Origin of the sequence: Shewanella sp. SM69, assembly GCF_025653985.1 — a bacterium.
Lineage (GTDB): Bacteria > Pseudomonadota > Gammaproteobacteria > Enterobacterales > Shewanellaceae > Shewanella > Shewanella oncorhynchi.
In genome coordinates, this window is the sequence record NZ_JAKKRV010000010.1 from 54,472 (window position 1) to 73,508 (window position 19,037).

The 19,037-nt window shown below is 43.8% G+C and carries 16 protein-coding genes; 11 read left to right on the forward strand and 5 right to left on the reverse strand.

Going from position 1 to position 19,037, the window contains the following annotated elements:
* Positions 1-16 precede the first annotated feature (16 nt).
* Positions 17-427 carry a large-conductance mechanosensitive channel protein MscL gene (mscL, locus tag L5M37_RS14305; RefSeq protein ID WP_105250328.1) on the reverse strand — a complete coding sequence of 137 codons (411 nt, stop codon included), beginning with the start codon at positions 425-427 and terminating at the stop codon, positions 17-19.
* 203 nt (positions 428-630) lie between these two features.
* The gene (locus L5M37_RS14310; RefSeq protein WP_173496249.1) at positions 631-1,575 is read right to left on the reverse strand and encodes a LysR family transcriptional regulator; all 945 of its coding nucleotides are present in this window, start codon (positions 1,573-1,575) and stop codon (positions 631-633) included.
* Between the two features lie 94 nt (positions 1,576-1,669).
* Between L5M37_RS14310 and L5M37_RS14315 the strand changes: the two genes are divergently transcribed.
* From L5M37_RS14315 to L5M37_RS14330, 4 genes are all read left to right on the forward strand, one after another.
* Positions 1,670-2,728 (forward strand): HlyD family secretion protein, encoded by a 1,059-nt coding sequence (locus tag L5M37_RS14315; protein ID WP_263200936.1) that lies wholly within the window; start codon positions 1,670-1,672, stop codon positions 2,726-2,728.
* Between the two features lies 1 nt (position 2,729).
* Positions 2,730-4,358: a DHA2 family efflux MFS transporter permease subunit gene (locus L5M37_RS14320; RefSeq protein WP_263200937.1), complete on the forward strand. Its 1,629-nt coding sequence runs from the start codon at positions 2,730-2,732 to the stop codon at positions 4,356-4,358.
* 162 nt (positions 4,359-4,520) lie between these two features.
* Complete coding sequence (locus tag L5M37_RS14325; protein ID WP_263163685.1) at positions 4,521-4,976, forward strand: GNAT family N-acetyltransferase; 456 nt, start codon at positions 4,521-4,523, stop codon at positions 4,974-4,976.
* Between the two features lie 99 nt (positions 4,977-5,075).
* Entirely contained in the window at positions 5,076-5,402 is a 327-nt protein-coding gene (locus L5M37_RS14330; protein WP_263169942.1) for a putative quinol monooxygenase, read from the forward strand.
* A 401-nt stretch (positions 5,403-5,803) separates the two neighbouring features.
* Here the strand turns inward: L5M37_RS14330 and L5M37_RS14340 are convergent, their stop codons facing one another.
* Positions 5,804-7,441, reverse strand: coding sequence for a lactate permease LctP family transporter (locus tag L5M37_RS14340; RefSeq protein ID WP_113939189.1), 1,638 nt, complete (start codon positions 7,439-7,441; stop codon positions 5,804-5,806).
* A gap of 567 nt (positions 7,442-8,008) precedes the next feature.
* On the opposite strand from L5M37_RS14340, the gene L5M37_RS14345 reads away from it, so the two are divergent.
* From L5M37_RS14345 to L5M37_RS14355, 3 genes are all read left to right on the forward strand, one after another.
* A complete protein-coding gene (locus L5M37_RS14345) occupies positions 8,009-8,245 on the forward strand; it encodes a thioredoxin family protein (protein WP_028761824.1) in 237 nt (78 codons plus the stop codon).
* Between the two features lie 338 nt (positions 8,246-8,583).
* On the forward strand, positions 8,584-9,453 hold the full coding sequence (locus L5M37_RS14350; protein ID WP_198571979.1) for a DUF2927 domain-containing protein: 870 nt from the start codon (positions 8,584-8,586) through the stop codon (positions 9,451-9,453).
* Positions 9,454-9,570: 117 nt separating this feature from the next.
* Entirely contained in the window at positions 9,571-11,010 is a 1,440-nt protein-coding gene (locus L5M37_RS14355) for an MBL fold metallo-hydrolase RNA specificity domain-containing protein (RefSeq protein ID WP_173247626.1), read from the forward strand.
* A gap of 194 nt (positions 11,011-11,204) precedes the next feature.
* On the opposite strand, the gene L5M37_RS14360 is transcribed toward L5M37_RS14355, so the two are convergent.
* Entirely contained in the window at positions 11,205-12,560 is a 1,356-nt protein-coding gene (locus L5M37_RS14360) for a flavohemoglobin expression-modulating QEGLA motif protein (RefSeq protein WP_113939185.1), read from the reverse strand.
* 540 nt (positions 12,561-13,100) lie between these two features.
* Positions 13,101-13,277, reverse strand: a complete 177-nt coding sequence (locus L5M37_RS14365) for a PA3496 family putative envelope integrity protein (protein ID WP_006079984.1) — start codon at positions 13,275-13,277, stop codon at positions 13,101-13,103.
* A 324-nt stretch (positions 13,278-13,601) separates the two neighbouring features.
* On the opposite strand from L5M37_RS14365, the gene L5M37_RS14370 reads away from it, so the two are divergent.
* From L5M37_RS14370 to rimK, 4 genes are all read left to right on the forward strand, one after another.
* Positions 13,602-15,755, forward strand: coding sequence for a CHASE domain-containing protein (locus tag L5M37_RS14370; protein ID WP_263200940.1), 2,154 nt, complete (start codon positions 13,602-13,604; stop codon positions 15,753-15,755).
* Positions 15,752-16,186 (forward strand): response regulator, encoded by a 435-nt coding sequence (locus tag L5M37_RS14375; RefSeq protein ID WP_105250317.1) that lies wholly within the window; start codon positions 15,752-15,754, stop codon positions 16,184-16,186. The genes L5M37_RS14370 and L5M37_RS14375 overlap by 4 nt, the downstream gene beginning before the upstream one ends.
* 9 nt (positions 16,187-16,195) lie before the next feature.
* Complete coding sequence (locus tag L5M37_RS14380) at positions 16,196-17,911, forward strand: putative bifunctional diguanylate cyclase/phosphodiesterase (protein WP_263200942.1); 1,716 nt, start codon at positions 16,196-16,198, stop codon at positions 17,909-17,911.
* 178 nt (positions 17,912-18,089) lie between these two features.
* Positions 18,090-18,995, forward strand: a complete 906-nt coding sequence (gene rimK / locus L5M37_RS14385) for a 30S ribosomal protein S6--L-glutamate ligase (protein WP_113939182.1) — start codon at positions 18,090-18,092, stop codon at positions 18,993-18,995.
* The last annotated feature ends 42 nt before the right edge of the window (positions 18,996-19,037 follow it).

Sequence of the window (19,037 nt, forward strand, 5' to 3'; positions counted from 1 at the left end):
ACACTTAAGTTTGAGATTATTTTTCTTGTTGAGCTTTCAATAGATCGCGGATTTCAGACAGCAATTCTTCTTCTTTGGTCGGTGCTGGTGGCGCTTTAGGCGCATCTTCTTCCTTGCGTTTTAGGGTGTTAATGGCTTTTAAACCCATAAAAATGGCGAAGGCGATAATCGTAAAGTCGATAATAGTTTGAATGAATTTGCCATAGGCAATGACCACAGAAGGCGCATCGCCTTGAGCTGCCTGTAGCACTATGCTCAAATCACTAAAATTCACACCACCTAGGATGATACCTATCGGTGGCATGATGACATCAGCCACGAAGGACGAGACGATTTTGCCGAATGCGGCACCTATAATAATACCAACGGCCATGTCGATCACATTGCCACGGGACGCAAAAGCCTTGAACTCTTTAATTAAGCTCATTAGGTTTCCTCCAAAATTGAGATTAAATGTTAAATTTTATTATGCAAACTGTATCAGGAAAACCTAAGGTCTTTTGCTGCCTGTTACCCTGCCAAGCTTATAGGGGCTTATGGATTAAGGCAATTCTGACATAGAGGATTTATCCTCAAGGCAATGATTTACACTTTACAAAGTAACAATTGTTACTGTTTGGGGTATTCGATTTATTCATCTAGATCGGCATGGCCGATAAAATCAGGGACTTCTAAGACTTGCGATCCCCAACGTTTAAATAGGGAGCTATAGATGAATTCGATAAAGACGCGGTATTTTCGCGGTAGATACGCCCGCTGTGGATAGCTAAGCACTACCTTAGTTTGCACCATTGGATAGTCATCTAGTAGCGGGATTAAATCGCCTTTTTCTAATGCGACTTGGGCTATGATGGACGGCACCGCTGTGATCCCAAGCCCCGCAATGGCGGCCTCGCGAGCGAGGGTGACATTGTTTACCGTCAGTTGAGTCTTGGGCTCGGCGACAATCCAAGTTTTACCATCGAATAATTTCCACGCACCTTCGATATGCGCCGACTGCAAGCGAATCGCTTTATGTTTGGCTAAGTCCTGTGGCACCTTGGGTGTTCCATGGGCAGCTAAATAAGCTGGGCTTGCCATGAGCGATTTATGGGCGTTGACTAAGGCATAGCTTTGTAAGCGAGTGTCGCCAGAATCGGCAATTTGAAATAACAGATCTATGCCTTCTTCTATCACATCAACCTTTCGATTGGTGAGTTCAGCCTCTATGGTGATTTCGGGATAAAGCGTTAAAAACTGCGCGAAAATTGGCCCTAAAAACAATTGGCCTAATTCAATTGGGCAGACAATTTTTAGATTGCCTTTAATCAATTGCTGTTGGGCGCTGAGCTGATTTTCTGCGCTCTGCAGATCGGTGAGGATCTTATTGATCCTATTGTAATAACTTGATCCTGCTTCGGTGAGTTTTAGGGCTCTGGTGGTGCGAAAAAGCAGTTGTGTGCCGGTATCGGCTTCGAGCTCGGCTATCTTGCGACTGACGGTTGCCTTAGTGAGCCCAAGGGCTTTAGCTGCGCCAGTAAAGCTACCTTGCTCGACCACTTGAGCGAAAATTTGCACGCGATTGAGATCCATCATTGTTACACCTGTGAAACAGTGGGTTGATTTTTTACTGACTAATAAACTTAGTGAGACAGTAGTACACTAGATATCACTAATCAAGGAGTCATTCATGTCCAAAAGTAAACTCATTATCGCCGTTCCACTGTTACTCGCTGCGGTTGCGGGAGGCGGTTATTACTGGTGGACACAGGTACGTTTTATCGAAACCACTGATAACGCTTATGTTGAGGCCGATATTTCCCATATCAGCGTTAAAGTGCCGGGCTACGTCGTGTTAAGCGATGTGACTGATAACCAGCATGTACAAAAGGGTGAGCTATTAGCTCAGCTGGAAGATAACCAATTTAGCGCCAAAGTGAGCCAAGCTGAAGCCTCATTGGCAAGTTCGAAGGCGGATTTGCAAACCTTAGCCGCTAAGGTGGAGTTACAACGGGCGTTAATCACCCAAGCCAGTGCCGGTGTGGTGGCAGCGGAGTCCGATAAAATACGTGCACAGCAACAATTGAGTCGCTCGAAAAAGCTTAAAGTCAGTAATTACAGCTCCCAAGATGATGTCGATCAACTGCAAGCCGGATTCGATTCTGCCGCCGCCCGTCTCGATGAAGCCAAAGCCGTGTTAGTGGCAAAGCAACGCGAGTTAGCGGTTTTTAATGCCCAATTAGATCAGGCAGGTTCAGTAGTAGAGCAGGCCGATGCGACCTTAGAATTGGCGAAAATTCAATTAAATGATACCCGTGTGACCGCACCTTTTTCTGGGGTGATTGGTAAACGTGGTGCTATGGTGGGGCAGTATGTGCAACCCGGCCAAGCACTCTACAGTTTGGTTCCGGATGGGGCAGTGTGGATCACGGCGAACTTTAAAGAGACCCAGATCCAACATATGCAACCAGGACAGTCGGTGCAGGTCAGTCTCGATGCGTTTCCCGACAAAACCTTTATAGGTGTTATCGATAGTCTGTCACCGGCGTCCGGAGCCAAATTCAGTTTACTACCTGCGGAAAATGCTACAGGTAACTTTACAAAAATCGTCCAACGTATTCCCGTGCGTATTCGTTTAGATTTGTCTGAGGAAGAAGCACACATGCTACCGGGCTTAAGTGCGGTTGTGAAAGTGGATACGGCGTCGGGTCCTACAATATCGGCAATCGCTGCAAATACAGGTCGTTAGTATGAGCGCAACCGACTCTATCACTGCGTCTGCCGATATGGAGGCGCAGGGCATCAGTGTACCTAGAAAGCCTACCGATTATGAGCGTGGCAGTCGCCGTTCATGGATTGCGGTATTTGGTGGTTTGATCGGCGCCTTTATGGCGATCCTCGATATTCAAATCACCAACGCATCGATGAAGGAGATTCAAGGCAGTCTTGGGGCAACGCTCGAAGAAGGCAGTTGGATTTCAACTGCGTATCTGGTTGCTGAGATGATCGCGATCCCGCTCTCTGGCTGGCTCAGCACAGGATTGTCGGTCAGGCGTTATCTGTTATGGACCACGGCTGCTTTTATCTTTGCTTCTGTGCTTTGTTCAATCGCGTGGAACTTAGAGGCCATGATCGCCTTTCGGGCGCTACAGGGCTTTTTTGGTGGTGCGCTTATTCCGTTAGCCTTTAGGCTTATTCTTGAGTTTTTACCCGATAACAAACGTGCCGTCGGCATGGCGTTATTTGGCGTGACGGCGACTTTTGCGCCTTCAATCGGCCCGACCTTAGGCGGTTGGTTGACCGAGCAATTTAGCTGGCATTATCTGTTTTATATCAATGTGCCACCGGGTTTGTTGGTGATGGCCATGTTGGCCTACGGTTTAGAGAAGCAGTCGGTCGTTTGGGATAAGCTGAAGAATGTCGATCTGGCGGGCATAGTCACTATGGCGCTGGGGATGGGTTGCCTTGAAGTGGTGCTCGAAGAAGGTAACCGCAAGGACTGGTTTGGTTCAGAACTCATTCGTAATCTGGCCATTATTGCCGTCGTGAATCTGGTGTTGTTTGTTTGGATCCAGCTAAGGCGTAAAGAGCCGTTAGTGAATTTGCGCCTGCTCGGTAAGCGTGATTTTGTGCTCTCTACTGTGGCGTACTTTTTACTGGGCATGGCATTATTCGGCGCTATTTATTTGATCCCACTTTATCTATCACAAGTCCATGATTACACACCGTTAGAGATTGGTGGCGTGATTATGTGGATGGGATTTCCGCAGCTATTGGTCTTGCCCTTAGTGCCGAAATTGATGGAGCGCTTCGATAGTCGTTATCTCGCTGCTTTTGGCTTTTTAATGTTCGCCATTAGCTATTACATGAATAGCCAGATGACCGCAGATTATGCCGGACCGCAGATGATCGCCTCGCAAGTGGTGCGGGCATTAGGTCAGCCTTTTATTCTGGTGCCAATTGGAATGCTTGCGACCATGCATTTAAAACCTCATGAAAATGCCTCGGCATCGACGGTATTAAACGTGATGCGTAATTTAGGTGGTGCTTTTGGTATCGCGCTGGTGGCGACCCTGACTGATACTTTGTCGCGCGGGCATTTGGCTCATATTAAGGAATCTTTACCCGCAGTGAGCACGCAAGCACAGGATTATTTAACCCAAAGCACAAGTCTGTTGCAGGCAGGAGGTTCAGATCCCTATACCGCGGCCGCGCAGGCGAAAGTTTTACTTGGCAAAACCATGAGTCAGCAAGCTTATATTCAGGCCTATAACGATGTGTTTTACATCATGGGCGCTCTGCTACTCATCGCCGTATTCGCTGTGCTGCTGATCCGTAAACCGACAGGGCCTGTGGCCCACGATGCCATGGTCGAGTAATAACGTTTTTCGTTATCCTGTTGTCGCCATAGATTTCCCCAGATCTATTGGTTTGCGCAACAGCTTTGCGCCTTAGTCCTCGCGGATTAAGGCGCTTTTTTATGGTCTTTATGCTGTGGTAGACTCAAAGTTCTTTTTCGATGATTTGCAGAGGGATATCGTTTGCAGTGGCAAAATCTTACATTTAATCAATTAAATGCCAATAGGCTATATGACATATTGAAGCTAAGAGTCGATGTGTTTGTGGTAGAGCAGGCCTGTGCGTATCCAGAGCTTGACGATAAGGATAGGCATCCAGAAACCCAGCATTTGATCGGTTTATCGCCAGACGGGGAACTGCTTGCCTACGCGCGTATTTTGCCGCCGGGGTTGAGTTATCTAGAGGCGAGTATCGGCCGTGTGGTGGTATCGCCAGCGGGTCGAGGCAAAGGGCTAGCCATGCCTTTAATGCAGCACGCCATTGAATCAGCACTGACGACTTGGCCCGATGCGGGGATCCAAATTGGCGCCCAAGATTACCTCAAAGCTTTCTATCAAAAACTCGGCTTTGTCGCCTGCTCTGAGATGTACTTAGAAGATGGTATTCCCCATTTGGATATGCGCTATCAATCAGCATAAGCGGCTATCAATATGAGTTATCTACATCAATTATCAACATAAGCGATCAACAAAAGCTTGGCATATAAACATTCAACATTAAGCCAATAAGGAACTGAGATGTCGACTTCAACGGACTATAGAATCAATCAACAGCAAATTGCCTGCGTGGCGAGTTTTCTGGCTAAAGAGGGCAAAACCGAAGCACTAATAGCTGCGCTCGCGAGCCTTATTCCTGATACGCGCCGCGAAGCGGGTTGTATTCGTTACGAACTCAATGTGTGCCGTGATGAACCACGCCGCGTGACGTTTGTAGAAAAGTTTGTCGATATTGCCGCCTTTGATGAGCACTGCGCTAAAGATGCAATTCAACACTATTTCCACCAAGTGATGCCCGAATTAGTCGAGTCATACCATGTGGAAACCTATCATCAAGTGATTGTTTAGCCATGAGATAAACGATTAGGAGCTTGCAGTGTTGATTAATGCTATCGAGCCAGTATTTAGATCTCTATCCGAATGGATCTCATTGATACTGCAAGTGACTAATGGCCGCAGCTGGAACCATTGCACTTTAACTCTTTAGTGCTAAAAGGCGTATTAGGTAAGGATAAGGCAAAGTTGCTGGCTTAAGTTGCATTTGTCATCAATGTACCGAGTAGTTATCTACGACAAGAATGACAACCTAGACTTTGATTGTATGACTTCACTGGGATTAATAAAGCTGCCTTGCTACTTTGCTTAATTGAACCCATTCGAATTTCATCGCAGAGTGAGTTTTATATCCATTCCAATCTAAAAAGCCGAGTGGTTTATCACTCGGCTTTTAATATATCTTAGATATCGCTTTATTTAGTGAAAAACACTAATGTCCAAGGGACTACGTATGCTTGGAGTACTGTGATCACGCCAATGAAAGTACAGAAAAATAGACTGTGCTTTAGCGTAAAGCGGAAAAGATCTGATTCTTTACCCGCCAATCCCGTTGCAGCGCAAGCAACGGCAATAGATTGTGGCGAAATCATTTTGCCCGTTACTCCTCCCGTAGTGTTTGCGGCGACTAATAACTCAGGTGTTACACCTATTTGGTTTGCTGTATTGGCTTGCAGCGCGCCAAATAGGGCATTTGATGAGGTGTCTGAACCTGTTAAAAACACACCTAACCAACCTAAGAATGGTGAGAAGAAGGGGAATGCTACGCCAGTGCCAGCGAGCACGAGTGCTAAGGTTGAAGATAGACCTGAATAGTTTGCGACAAAGGCAAATGCTAATACTAATCCAATCGACAATATCGGGAATTTTAATTCAATTAAAGTGTCTTTAAAGGATGTCAGTGCATTACTTACTGACATTTTAAGGACCACAATTGAGATCATTGCTGCGATTAAAATGGCTGTTCCAACAGCGCCTAATAAATTAAGTTTATATATTGCTGCATAAGGGGTTTCCTTAGCAACAATAGGTGCACTTTTGATAACGAGATTATGTAAGTAAGGTACTTCAATACTGATAGTGGCAAAACTTAATGCCAGTTGTACATCTTTAAGACTCCACAGGGTTACAATCGCTGTGAGAATAATAAAGGGAGACCATGCTTTAAATATCTGGCTATTAGAAAAAGTAGATTTAGGGGTAGTAACTCTTTGTTTCATTCCTGAGAAAGTGAATATTTCTTTTGGTTGCCAGACTTTTAAAAATAACGTTAAACAAATTAGACTGACTAACGCTGAAGTAATATCGGGTAATTCGGGGCCGATAAAGTTTGAGGTTAAAAATTGGGTAATCGCAAATGAAACGCCTGCTACTAATGTTGCGGGCCAAGTTTGACGTATTCCCCTGATGCCATCCATCATTGCGATGAGCCAGAAGGGGACAATAATCGATAAAATTGGCAACTGACGGCCAGCGAGTTGTCCAATATGGAATGGGTCTAGTGATGAAACCTGACCTGCTACGATAATTGGGATACCCATAGCTCCAAAGGCGACGGGTGCCGTGTTTGCGATTAAACAAAGTCCTGCTGCATACAATGGATTGAATCCAAGCCCGACAAGTAACGCAGCTGTAATAGCAACAGGTGCACCAAAACCAGCAGCACCTTCGAGGAAGGCTCCAAATGAAAAGCCAACCAATAGCATTTGTAATCGTTGATCTTCCGTGACTGAGATGACTGACGAGCGAATAACCTCAAATTGACCTGTTTTAACGGTGATTTTATATAAAAATACTGCGGTAATAATAATCCAAGCAATTGGCCATAGCCCATAACTAAAACCATATATAGCAGAAGCAAGCGCGATACTAATAGGCATTTTGTAGGCGAGTATCGCGACTGCTAAGGCAATTAATAAGGTTAATGCCCCAGCGATATAGCCTTTAAGTTTTAACACAGTTAAGGCTAGGAAGAAAAACACAATAGGCAGTAAAGCAACCATTGCGGTTAGCCACAAGCTACCGAGTGGCGTGTATGTTTGGGTCCAGGTCATAGGGAGGTTTCCGTATTGTTATAATATGTTGATAAATCGTGTCGCAGCCGCAACATAGCAGATACTAGTGTTTAGTGATGTAGGATCAATCTTAAATGTTGTAATAAGTGATATGCGTCACGAGATGTGTGGATAAATGATGACGGGGAAATACCTAAATAATAATCAAGTAAAATATTGATTGTTTTAGCTATATTCACCAAACATCTAATTTAGGTTGTATTAATATTTGTTGTGTTATCAAGATTATTTTTTGTGAGTTGTGAAATTAACTAAAGTATTGTGATTTTATGAAAAACTAGGCTGTACTTTTTTAGTTTTTTGGTAGTGTTTATAACAGATGGTTTATAAATATTTGTTTATATTTATATATAGAAATTAATAGCAATCAATGCAATGCAACTAATAATGCAGTTATATTATTGTGGCCTGAATTGAGCTATAGATGTTGCCATACTCTTGTCTATGAGTTTGCTTGGCTGGAAATTTACCTTGCTATATGTGGCTGCGAGTATGACAGTAGGTTGAAATTTTTAATTTTGCAGCACAGTTCGTTAAGGAAGTAACATGAAACAAGTCAAAGTCTTAGGCAGTGGTTGCGCTAAATGTAGCAAAACCGCTGAGATGATTGCGGACATATCAGAAGAAATGGGTGTGGATGTTATTGTAAAAAAGGACACAGATCCTCAAAGCCTATTGAAATTTAAAGTGATGAAAACCCCAGCGGTAGTGATCGATGGTGAGCTCATACATAGCGGCTCAGTACCGACGCGCGATGAAGTTGAGGGGTGGTTAAGGGACTAGAGCTCGCTGAATAGTTGCACGGATTATGCTCGTTAGAAAGCGCTTAAGCTAAAAATGCACACCATTGTCATCCTGAATCCTTGGCAATGGTGGTGTAATATCATCAGTATACGATTAATGATATTAAATATAATGTTTTTAAAAACAATGTATTGATGCTTTGTGTAGTAATTTTATTATGGGGTTTTATTGGCAACGGTTTAGTCGGCATTGCATTATCTGGGCGAGTTTATTGAGTCTATGTTGTATCAGGTTGTTTGCAGATTTCGACTTCTTTTATCAGTATCACTGCTATGATTTTGATTCAGTAACCTCGTCAAGTTGCGGGATGAGTGCCAATGCAAAAGTGGCTTAGGGTATTAACACGTTTCTACAGTTGGTTATTTTTTACTGCACGTCTGTTTCGTTTAGGGCTTTTTCTAACGCTAAGTTTATTAGCTTTACCTTTATTTGCTGCTCAAACATCTCCCGGATTAACCCAAGTATTAACGCCCACTACGGATTGGAAAAACTCCGCTTATATCACCCAAGCATTTAGTGAAGTCGCCCTAAAAAATGAGTATGACCTTGCTAAACATAGCGTGCGTAAGTGGCGCATACCGGTACGAGTGTTTATTGAGCATCAAGTGGGTGATAAGGCGCTGCACACTCAATTAGTGTTGATGCACTTAACACACTTAGGCCAGATCACCGGCCTCGATATTCAACGGGTGGATACGCTCTCTGAGGCGAATCTGCACTTAGTGTTTACCCGTCAATCCCTATGGGCAGGTGAGGTGATGCGCTTAATGGGACCGAGCTCGGCGAAAAATGTCCATGGCTCTGTGTGTATGGCAAAGTTTGCTCTCAATTCACGGCAAGAGATTGAACGTGCTTGGATTATTATTCCTGTAGATCAAGCCAAAATGCACGGTAAGTTAGTGGCTTGCGTAGTGGAAGAGATTACTCAAGTGCTTGGTTTACCCAATGATTCAGAGAAAGTATTTCCCTCCATCTTTAACGACAAAACCCCGCAGGACTTACTTACCGGACTCGATTTCATTTTGCTTAAATTACTCTATAGCCCAAGTATTAGCGCTGGAATGACGGCCGCAGAGGTCAAGCAGCCTTTGCAGATCTTGCTCGAACAATGGCTGCGCGATGGCACTATTGCTAACGCTGGCAAAACGGTACGTCAAGGTCAGTTGTACCCATTGTTAGGTTATTGATGACTAAGCATTACAGCTAAAGTTGACATTGCTCGCACGTGACTAATTAATCCTTTTTGTTTTAGGAATAAGGGCATAGTCTATCTTTATATGAGATAAACACCTTGGAGGGACACCATGCGAATGACATTGCAGTTTTTAGGGGCGACAGAGGAAGTGACGGGTTCGTGTCATTTGCTCTCGGTTGATCATGAACACTTATTGCTCGACTGTGGTTTGATCCAAGGCGGTAAATCTGATGAGTTGCGTAATCATGATCCCTTCGCATTTGATCCTGAGTCTATTTCTGCTGTCGTGCTTAGCCATGCCCATATCGATCACTCTGGGCGTTTACCACTTTTAGTCAAAGCGGGTTTTGATGGGCCTATCTACACCCATAAAGCCACGGCAGAGCTGTGCGCCATCATGCTCAAAGATGCGGCTATGCTGCAGACCCGCGATACCGAAAGAGTCAATAAAAAGCGTGCTAAACATGATCTTGAACCCCTAGAACCGCTATTCACCGTTGAAGATGCTGAACTCGCGATAACCCAATTTGTACCATTGGAATATGGTCAAGTGACTCGCGTTATTCCCCATGTGGATATTTGCCTCTCAGATGCAGGGCATATTTTAGGTTCCGCCTTAGTCGAGTTGTGGTTAGGTGAGGGCAAATCCCAGAAGAAAATAGTCTTCAGTGGCGATCTTGGCCGTGCAGGTATGCCGATTTTACGTAATCCTACCTTAGTGGATTCGGCAGATTTAGTCTTAATGGAAAGCACCTATGGCAATCGTTTTCACCGCAGTTGGACGGATACCTTAGCCGAATTGAAAGCCATTTTTGCTAAGACAGTCAACGAGAGCCAAGGCAATATATTGCTGCCCGCTTTTTCGGTTGGACGAGCACAGGAGTTATTATATCTATTTCATTTATATGCTAAAGAATGGGATCTCGGCCGTTGGAAAATCTGCCTAGACAGTCCGATGGCAATTGAGGCGACCCGCGTTTACGTTAATAATTATCCGCTGATGGATGAGGACTTTAAACGCTTTACCCGCCAACATCCTGGGCAGCATCCGCTGTTGTCAAATGTCGAATTTATCCAAACGACCGAAGAGTCGATAGCGCTGAACGACGTGCATAAGGGATTGATCATTATTGCGGGGAGTGGCATGTGTAACGGTGGTCGTATTCGTAGCCACTTAGAGCATAATCTATGGCGTCCAGAATGTGATGTGATTATTTGTGGTTATCAAGCGCTTGGAACACCAGGGCGCGCCCTCGTCGATGGCGCTGAAGAACTGTCTATTCATGGTAACAGCATTAAAGTCGCGGCTAAGTTACACACAGTGGGTGGACTTTCAGCCCATGCGGATCAAGCAGAGTTATTACGTTGGTATCACCATTTTGAAGGCCAGCCGCCGTTAATTTTAGTCCATGGAGAACCCGAGGCGCAGCATGGATTAGTCGATGTGATTAACCAAGATCCTCAGACTAAACCAAAGGCTATAGCAATTGCGACCCAGGGTGACCGATTGGATTTAAATGCGCTGCCGCAGTTAGTGTGGAAGCCTTAAAAGATTTGAAAGTGCAAGTTCAAAAGTTGGGTGGAAATGCCATTATCTTCTACACGTGTGGCAAAGCGAGCTCGCGATGAGTTGTATTTTGAATGTAATGGTGAAGGTTTTTCTATCGAAGATTAGCGTTTAGTTTTATAAAAAAGCTCACATAGTTGTGAGCTTTTTTATTTTAAATCAAGCAGGTTACTGTATTAGTCAGAGTTGTTGTCAAATTCAGTATCATCGAGTAACTCAAAGGTCGGGACGACATTCGGTACGTCTTTAAATAAGCGAGTGAAATGGCGCTGTACACCTTTCAAATCGATTCCTGCTAAACCTGATGCAAAACCAAACCAAGCATAAAGGCCACTAAAGTTATCAAACATAGGCGGTAGATATTTAGGCGTAGTCAGAATGCCCTCTTGGCAAGCTTGGTATAACACGGGGATATCTTCGATCGCCAATTTACCGAGGAATAGCATAGGGATGAGTTCAGGAAGGCCTGAGGTGATGGCGCTGCGGATAAAGTTAATGTTTTCCACATAACCACGCACATAGGAAATATCCTTAGTGAAGAAACTGCCGCCTTCCACCATGCCCCCACGGAAAACCCTTTGAGTGACACGGTAACTGTCTGTCGCACTTAGATTCAATCCTCTGAAATAATTGAATACCTCTATAAAGTCAGCACCATTTTCAGCCATATCGACCGCGGCAACACGGTCACTAATTCGCCGAGCCCGTCCTGGATTTGAGCTTAGCGTCAGCATTTCCAGTAAAACGGCTAGACCTTCTTGGGTTGCTGCTACGCGCGGAGAACCGACACTGAGCCAAGTGGCGTGGGGTTGAGCTCGGCCGTTTAGCGTCGTGCCGACATGCACCCAACCTTCGTGAACTTCATATACATTAAGATCCGATTCGCTGAACATTGCTTTGCTATTAAGCTTAACGGTATCGCCACCGACTGCAGCGTCAGAGACGATACCGTCACTAAGGCGTACACGCATATCATCGCTATGGAAGTACTTTTCTAAACGTTGGCTGAGCACGTTAACCGCTTCTGGCGCGCTAATAATTTTAGGGTGATGTTTATTCATGTGCCTCGCCGCGGGCAGCGAGAAAATGTAGCTGAGTTTATCGCCTAACTGGCGCAAGGTATGGCGATCGCCATGCAGTTTATGGCTAGCACTGCCGTACAATTCTTGGCTGAGCTTACCAAAGGTTGGCGTACCTCTGTTCCCCAACATATCGATGACAAGGCGATACTGATCGACGTTTGCCACTAATATTTTGCCGAGTTTGTCTCGTTTACCCAAACGTCTATGGATGTCCTGCTTTAGGGAGGCTAGCTCTGCTTGGGTTTTAGCAGGATCAAAAGGTAAAGCAATGTTTTGATAGAACTCTTGCTTGATAGCCGGCAGTACTGTGCCCTTATTGGAGAGAAAACGCTCCTCCATTTCCCGCGGCCATTTAATGGCATCTAAGATTTTTATTGGCGTTTGAATGCGAATTAATTCATCGGAAAAACGGCGTAGATCTTGTTGATATTGGGCTAACGACTCAGACATTCCCGTATATCCTGCAGGTAATTTCAGCGAGAGAGATGTGGCTAATCATAGCCTTAAACCTCATTTATTCATATTGATTCGCAGGCTAGCTGAGAAAATATACCGATTAAATAAATTAGCTGTTATCGATTTTGTGAATCATTTTGGTGCACTTGTTATAATTCTAGCGCTATGTCTATGGGACATAAATAAGTAACCATCTGTTTAATAATATTTTATTGATATGACATTAAAGCTGCTTTGTTCTTGATATAGAAATAGATTGATTGGAGCAAAACATGACAGCGATGAGTTATTTGGTGTGCTAAGGCTGAATGCTTGTTAATCAAAACTCAAGCTGACAAGAGTGGTAAAAATGACAGTGATGACGCGATATTAAATCTGGAGGTTAGTGAGCTAGAGCAGAATCACACCCAGCACTGTTGGCTGGGTGAGATATTCGATTTTAGTGGGCCAAAACTCAGTGAGTTCGAAACAAATGATCACCGACTGAGATCATCATCCCATCATTTTGACCACTAGATAGCGAGATAGAATTGGCTAGAAAAAATCGTCATCTCCTAATGCACGTTTTAACTCCGCCCGCTCGAGGTAGTCTTCTAAACGCTTTTTGACTTCGCGTCTATGCTGCATTGCCTCGGCAGCTTTGCTGTTTCTTGGTGTGGTCATTGCCTCAAGTTCAGTATCGTTGGGCACGACTTCAGTAATATGAGCCATAACGAATTCCTCTTGTTGTTCCTAACGACTTTCTAACTAAAAAGAGTATGGTAGAAAAGCAAATAATTTTGTGAGTTAGGGTGAAAATTTCTTCCCGTGAGTCGGATGATTCAGCTTACCGCTGTTTGGCGTAGGCACTAGACTGCAATTGAATATTTGATTAATTTAGTTTTTGCTTATTTTGTGATTAAGAGCACGGTATCGTCATAGATATATTCGCGTTAATTCCGAGTTAAATAGTAGGATAAACTTGAATTTAGTCATAATTACAACAACACTTGTACCAGTGTTTGTTGTTAATCGTTTGCTAGGGAATTGGCTTACATGGACAAGGATCAGTTTTCTAAATCACTCCCCCCATCTAATAATATCTACTTTAGCGTGCTGAGCTCTAGCTGGCTGACGATAGTGGCTGCCTTACTTTTCATGGGGATCTCTTGGTATGTGCTTGAGCAATATCTTAGGGATAGAGGTGAAGAGCGTTTCGAAAATAGCGTTCAAGAATTAACAGAAGCCGTGAATCGCAGAATGCTTGCCTATGAGCAAGTCTTACGTGGTGGCGTTGGCTTATTATTATCGTCGAGTAATGTGACACGTCAGGAATGGCAAACTTATGTCATCAATGCTCATTTATCTGAGTATTACCCAGGTTTTCAAGGTTTTGGCTATGCTCAGTTACTTCAACCTGAAGCATTAAGTGCACACATCCAACAAGTTCAAGCTGAAGGTTTTAAAGACTATAAAGTTTACCCAGAAGGAACGCGTGATCAGTATTGCGTGATTGTGTACTTAGAACCCTTTGATTGGCGTAATCAAAGAGCCTTGGGTTATGACATGTGCTCCGAGTCTAATCGATATAAAGCCATCACTCGCGCTATTACCACTGGACTGCCGACAGTTTCTGGCAAAGTCGTATTAGTTCAAGATACTTCTGATGATGCTAAAGCGGGCTTTTTAATGTATTTACCGCTTTATCAAGGCACCACAACAACAGAGGCTGAGCGTAAACAGCACGTGTTTGGACTTGTGTATGCAGCGTTTAGGATGGATGACCTCATGCAAGGGATTATGGGGGAGCGATTCTCAGGCTTGAAACTTGCCATTTATGAAAGTCCGCAGGCAAGCGCTGACAGTTTAATGTTTACCAGCAGCAAAGTGGCCCCGAATGAGCAGGATGTGTTTTATCACTCACAGACTGACTTAGTTGGAGGGCAGTTGTGGCGCTTAGACATTTCATCACAATCGCGTTTTATCTCGAGAGCGGAACAGACCCAAGGTATGTGGCTCCAATTTATCGGTTGTGGTTTTATTTTGGCATTGTTTTACTCAGTGTTAATTATGGCGCGTAATCGATATAAGGAGTCTTTACTGACTTCAGAGTTAATTGCTAACGAAAAACGCTTTAGATTAGTAATTGAAGCCTCTCCAAGTGCGCTATTTATGGTGGATAAATCTGGATTTATTACTTTAGTGAATACCCATGCTGAACGTTTGTTCGGCTATACCAGAGACGAGTTACTCGGTCGTTCCATCAATATGTTATTGCCCGAAACCCTAAGGGATGCTCATCAGCAGCACATGAGTAACTATTTAGTGCAGCCTATTGCGAAAAATATGTCGATGCGGGATGACCTGTTTGGCTGTTGTAAAGATGGCAGTCGACTCGCAATTGAAGTGGGGTTGACGCCTATTCATTTTAGTAATGGCATTTCTATTCTCGCGACAATTAACAATGTCTCTGAACGTAAGCGCATTGAAGTTCAGCGTGCAGAACATATGCTTGAGCTTGAGCGTATTAATCAAGAATTAGACAGGTTTGCCTATATTGCTTCCCATGATTTGAAATCCCCCTTACGTGGTATCGAGCAGCTAACCTCTTGGTTATCTGAGGATTTAGTCGATAACACTAATGAAAATGTACAGAAATACCTAGGGCTTATCCAAAGTCGTATTCATCGAATGGTGTTATTACTCGATGGACTATTGATGTTTTCTCGGATTGGTCGTGTCGATACAGAAACCACTGAAGTGAAAAGTCGGCAACTGGTTGAAGACATGTTCGCGCTCGTCGCGCCGCCACAGGGATTTGAATTAGTACTAAAAGGTGAATTTCCGAATTTTTATACCGTAAGACCATTGTTGGAATTAGTTATACGAAATTTAATCAGTAACGCCATAAAACACCATGACTTAGGTACAGGTGTGATTACGGTTTCATGTGATGCGGTTGATCAGCAGTATCGATTCAGTGTGATAGATGATGGTCCGGGGATATCAAGCTCATATCATGAAAAAGTCTTCGAGATGTTTCAAACACTTAAACCAAGGGATGAAGTTGAAGGCAGTGGTTTAGGCTTATCACTTGTGAGGAAAACGGTTGAAAGTTTAGGTGGAGAGATTCAGCTCAAATCGCAGGGCCGAGGTTGTTGTTTTTGCTTTAGTTGGCCTAAGAAAATAGTGAAAAAGGAGCTTCTATGAGCGCAGCAAATCACTATCAACAGGTCACCATTTTATTGGTTGATGATGATGACGTGGATTACATGGCCGTGCAGCGGGCGATGAGACAATTGAGGTTACTCAATCCCTTAGTGCGTGCTCGGGATGGGATCGAAGCATTAACTATTCTAACGAGTTTAGACACGATCAAAGGTCCGTATCTTATTTTGCTGGATCTTAATATGCCAAGAATGAATGGGTTTGAGTTCCTTGAGCGAATACGTTCAGATCCTTCTCTTTCTTCGTCTGTCGTTTTTATGCTCACCACGTCGAGTACCGATGAAGATAGGATGAAAGCCTATAGCCATCATGTGGCTGGTTACATGGTTAAAACTGATATGAAAGACGGTTTTAACAATATTTTTAATATGCTTGAAGGTTATTGGCGAATAGTGGAGCTCCCATCCGCATAAGGTGAGTATATGGATTTACTACTGATCGATGATGATGAAGTTGATAGAACTGCGATCATCCGAGCACTCAGACAGTCAAAGTTGACTTTTAATGTGGTCGAAGCAAATTGTGCATTTGATGGTTTAAATCTCGCATTAGAACGTCATTTTGACGGTATTCTATTGGATTATTTATTACCCGATGCTAATGGCTTAGAAGTGTTGATCAAGCTTAATGCCATGACGCAAGACCAGACCGTAGTCGTTATGCTGAGTCGCTATGAAGATGAGAAACTGGCTCAGCGCTGTATTGAACTAGGGGCACAGGACTTCTTGCTTAAAGATGAGGTCAACTCGCGGATACTAACCCGTGCAATTCGTTATGCGAAACAAAGATCTTCAATGGCGTTGGCGTTACGTAATAGTCACCAAAAACTAAAAGAGCTAGCTGAACACGATTCGTTGACTAAGTTGGTTAATCGCTATGGTTTTGAACTTTGTCTTAATCGAGCGATAGCAAGGGCCAAACGTTGTCACGACTATTTAGCCGTTATCTTGCTCGATTTAGATGATTTTAAAGCGATCAATGACACTCTAGGCCATCAGACGGGGGATATTCTTTTAGTTAAAGTAGCCGCTCGATTAAGTGAAGTACTACGAGATGGCGACATTATTGCCCGTTTAGGTGGGGACGAATTTGTCGTGCTAGTCACTGATAATGATTATAAATATTTCCCTATGATTGTGGCTAATCGATTGCTCAAAGTGTTTGAGGACGTATTTTGTCTCGGTGATAACGATGTGCTTATTGGTGCCAGTATCGGTGTGGCTTTTTATAATGAAGCGGCTTCGAATAGTTCTGAGCTGATGAAATGTGCCGATATTGCCATGTATCGCGCTAAAAAAATGGGCCGAAACCAGATTCAGTTCTACTCAGAAGCTTTAGATAAAGAGGTACGTTACCGTAATCATATCGAGTCGAGTTTGCGTACTGCCTTAAAAAGAAATGAATTTAAGGTTCATTATCAAGCGCAAGTGAATGCGAAAACCCATCAGCTGGTGGGGATGGAAGCCCTCGTCCGTTGGCAGCATCCTGTGGATGATATTATCGCCCCAGATCAGTTTTTACCCATAGCCGAAGAGATCGGATTAATGGAGGACATTGATGACTGGGTACTTGAGCAAGCCTGTACACAGGCATTGAGTTGGCTAACCCAATTACAGCCAACAGGGAAAGAATTCACCATTGCCGTTAACCTGTCTGCATCGCAAATTGGAAATGAGAACCTGTTTGATAAAATAGCGAGTACGCTGACTAAGACAGGACTTCCTGCTGTAGCATTAGAGCTTGAAATTACTGAAAATTGCCTTATTGAAGATCCCCATGAACATGCCAAAATGCTCGATAGAATCGCCGAGTTAGGGGTGCGTTTTGCCCTCGATGATTTTGGGACGGGTTTTTCGTCCTTAGAACATATCAAATTGTTTCCCATTAGCGTGCTGAAAATCGATAAAAGCTTTGTCGCTTCCTATGATAAGGATGAGAAAGACACTCGTTTACTCGCTGCATTACTTAACTTCGCCCATGGGTTTAATGTCATATCAGTAGCTGAGGGCGTTGAAACAATTGAGCAGGCTGAGTTTTGTACTTCTCGCCATTGTACTGTATTACAAGGTTATTTATTTTCTCGTCCCTTAGATGCAACGGAGTTTGAGGCTAAGTATATTTTGCCGCTGTTAATTTAAACGAGTTCCGAATGTGATAGGTCTTGAAGTATTTCATTAGCATAATGATTTCGTCTGGTGAGGAATATTTTCTTGCTTTACACTGAGCAATAGACAAATATCAGCCCCTTTTTCTGTCGCTGTGCTTTTGGTGCCGCAGAACGGTTTATTCACTCATGCTTAAGTTGGTCACTCAGCAATGAAAATAGGTATTTTATCCCAATTCCCCCAGTTGTATTCAACACAACGCTTAGTCGCGGCTTGCCAAAGTCGTGGACATGAAGCGGTCGTGATCAATACGCTGAATTGCTACATGAATATTAATTCTATTAAACCTAGCATTCATTATGAAGGTACTGAATTAGTTGGGTTTGATGCCATCATTCCGCGTATTCATGCTAGCGTGACTTTTTATGGTTGTGCCGTTGTACGTCAGTTTGAAATGATGGGTGTATATGCCGCGAATGATTCAATCTCCATTGCGCGTTCGCGGGACAAATTGCGGGCACTGCAACTACTTTCCCGCAAAGGGATTGGCATGCCAGTGACGGGTTTTGCCAATAAGCCAAATGATATCCCAGATCTCATCAATATGGTGGGCGGCGCTCCGTTAGTCATTAAATTACTCGAAGGCACTCAAGGGATTGGTGTCGTACTCGCTGAAACTAAAACGGCTGCTGAGAGCGTGATTGAAGCATTCTTGGGGCTCAAAGCGAATATCTTAGTACAGGAATACATTAAAGAATCCAATGGTAGTGATATTCGTTGTTTTGTTGTCGGTGACAAGGTTGTTGCTTCGATGAAGCGTCAAGGTCCCGAGGGCGATTTCCGCTCTAATCTGCATTTAGGTGGTTGTGGTGAGGTGGTAAAAATCACCTCTGTTGAGCGTAAAATGGCTATTGCCGCTGTGAAGGCGATGGGATTGGTTGTCGCGGGAGTAGATATTTTACGTTCTAACCGTGGTCCACTGATCCTTGAGGTTAATTCGGCGCCTGGCATTGAAGGGATTGAGCAAACAACAGGGATTTCAGTGACTGAGCCCATTGTTGAGTATATCGAGAAAATGGTTGCGGCCCGTAAAACGAACAGGTCAATTATTGCCTAGTAGGTGATTGTGATAAAACGACGCCACTTTTTAAGGTGGCGT

Excerpts from the sequence above, each read along its gene's own strand:
- L5M37_RS14310 (WP_173496249.1), bottom strand. The coding sequence starts at position 1,575 with ATGATGGATCTCAATCGCGTGCAAATTTTCGCTCAAGTGGTCGAGCAA.
- L5M37_RS14375 (WP_105250317.1), top strand. The coding sequence starts at position 15,752 with ATGAGCGCAGCAAATCACTATCAACAGGTCACCATTTTATTGGTTGAT.
- rimK (WP_113939182.1), top strand. The coding sequence starts at position 18,090 with ATGAAAATAGGTATTTTATCCCAATTCCCCCAGTTGTATTCAACACAA.
- L5M37_RS14320 (WP_263200937.1), top strand. The coding sequence starts at position 2,730 with ATGAGCGCAACCGACTCTATCACTGCGTCTGCCGATATGGAGGCGCAG.
- L5M37_RS14350 (WP_198571979.1), top strand. The coding sequence starts at position 8,584 with ATGCAAAAGTGGCTTAGGGTATTAACACGTTTCTACAGTTGGTTATTT.
- L5M37_RS14345 (WP_028761824.1), top strand. The coding sequence starts at position 8,009 with ATGAAACAAGTCAAAGTCTTAGGCAGTGGTTGCGCTAAATGTAGCAAA.
- L5M37_RS14380 (WP_263200942.1), top strand. The coding sequence starts at position 16,196 with ATGGATTTACTACTGATCGATGATGATGAAGTTGATAGAACTGCGATC.
- mscL (WP_105250328.1), bottom strand. The coding sequence starts at position 427 with ATGAGCTTAATTAAAGAGTTCAAGGCTTTTGCGTCCCGTGGCAATGTG.
- L5M37_RS14370 (WP_263200940.1), top strand. The coding sequence starts at position 13,602 with ATGGACAAGGATCAGTTTTCTAAATCACTCCCCCCATCTAATAATATC.
- L5M37_RS14340 (WP_113939189.1), bottom strand. The coding sequence starts at position 7,441 with ATGACCTGGACCCAAACATACACGCCACTCGGTAGCTTGTGGCTAACC.
- L5M37_RS14330 (WP_263169942.1), top strand. The coding sequence starts at position 5,076 with ATGTCGACTTCAACGGACTATAGAATCAATCAACAGCAAATTGCCTGC.
- L5M37_RS14365 (WP_006079984.1), bottom strand. The coding sequence starts at position 13,277 with ATGGCTCATATTACTGAAGTCGTGCCCAACGATACTGAACTTGAGGCA.
- L5M37_RS14360 (WP_113939185.1), bottom strand. The coding sequence starts at position 12,560 with ATGTCTGAGTCGTTAGCCCAATATCAACAAGATCTACGCCGTTTTTCC.
- L5M37_RS14355 (WP_173247626.1), top strand. The coding sequence starts at position 9,571 with ATGCGAATGACATTGCAGTTTTTAGGGGCGACAGAGGAAGTGACGGGT.
- L5M37_RS14315 (WP_263200936.1), top strand. The coding sequence starts at position 1,670 with ATGTCCAAAAGTAAACTCATTATCGCCGTTCCACTGTTACTCGCTGCG.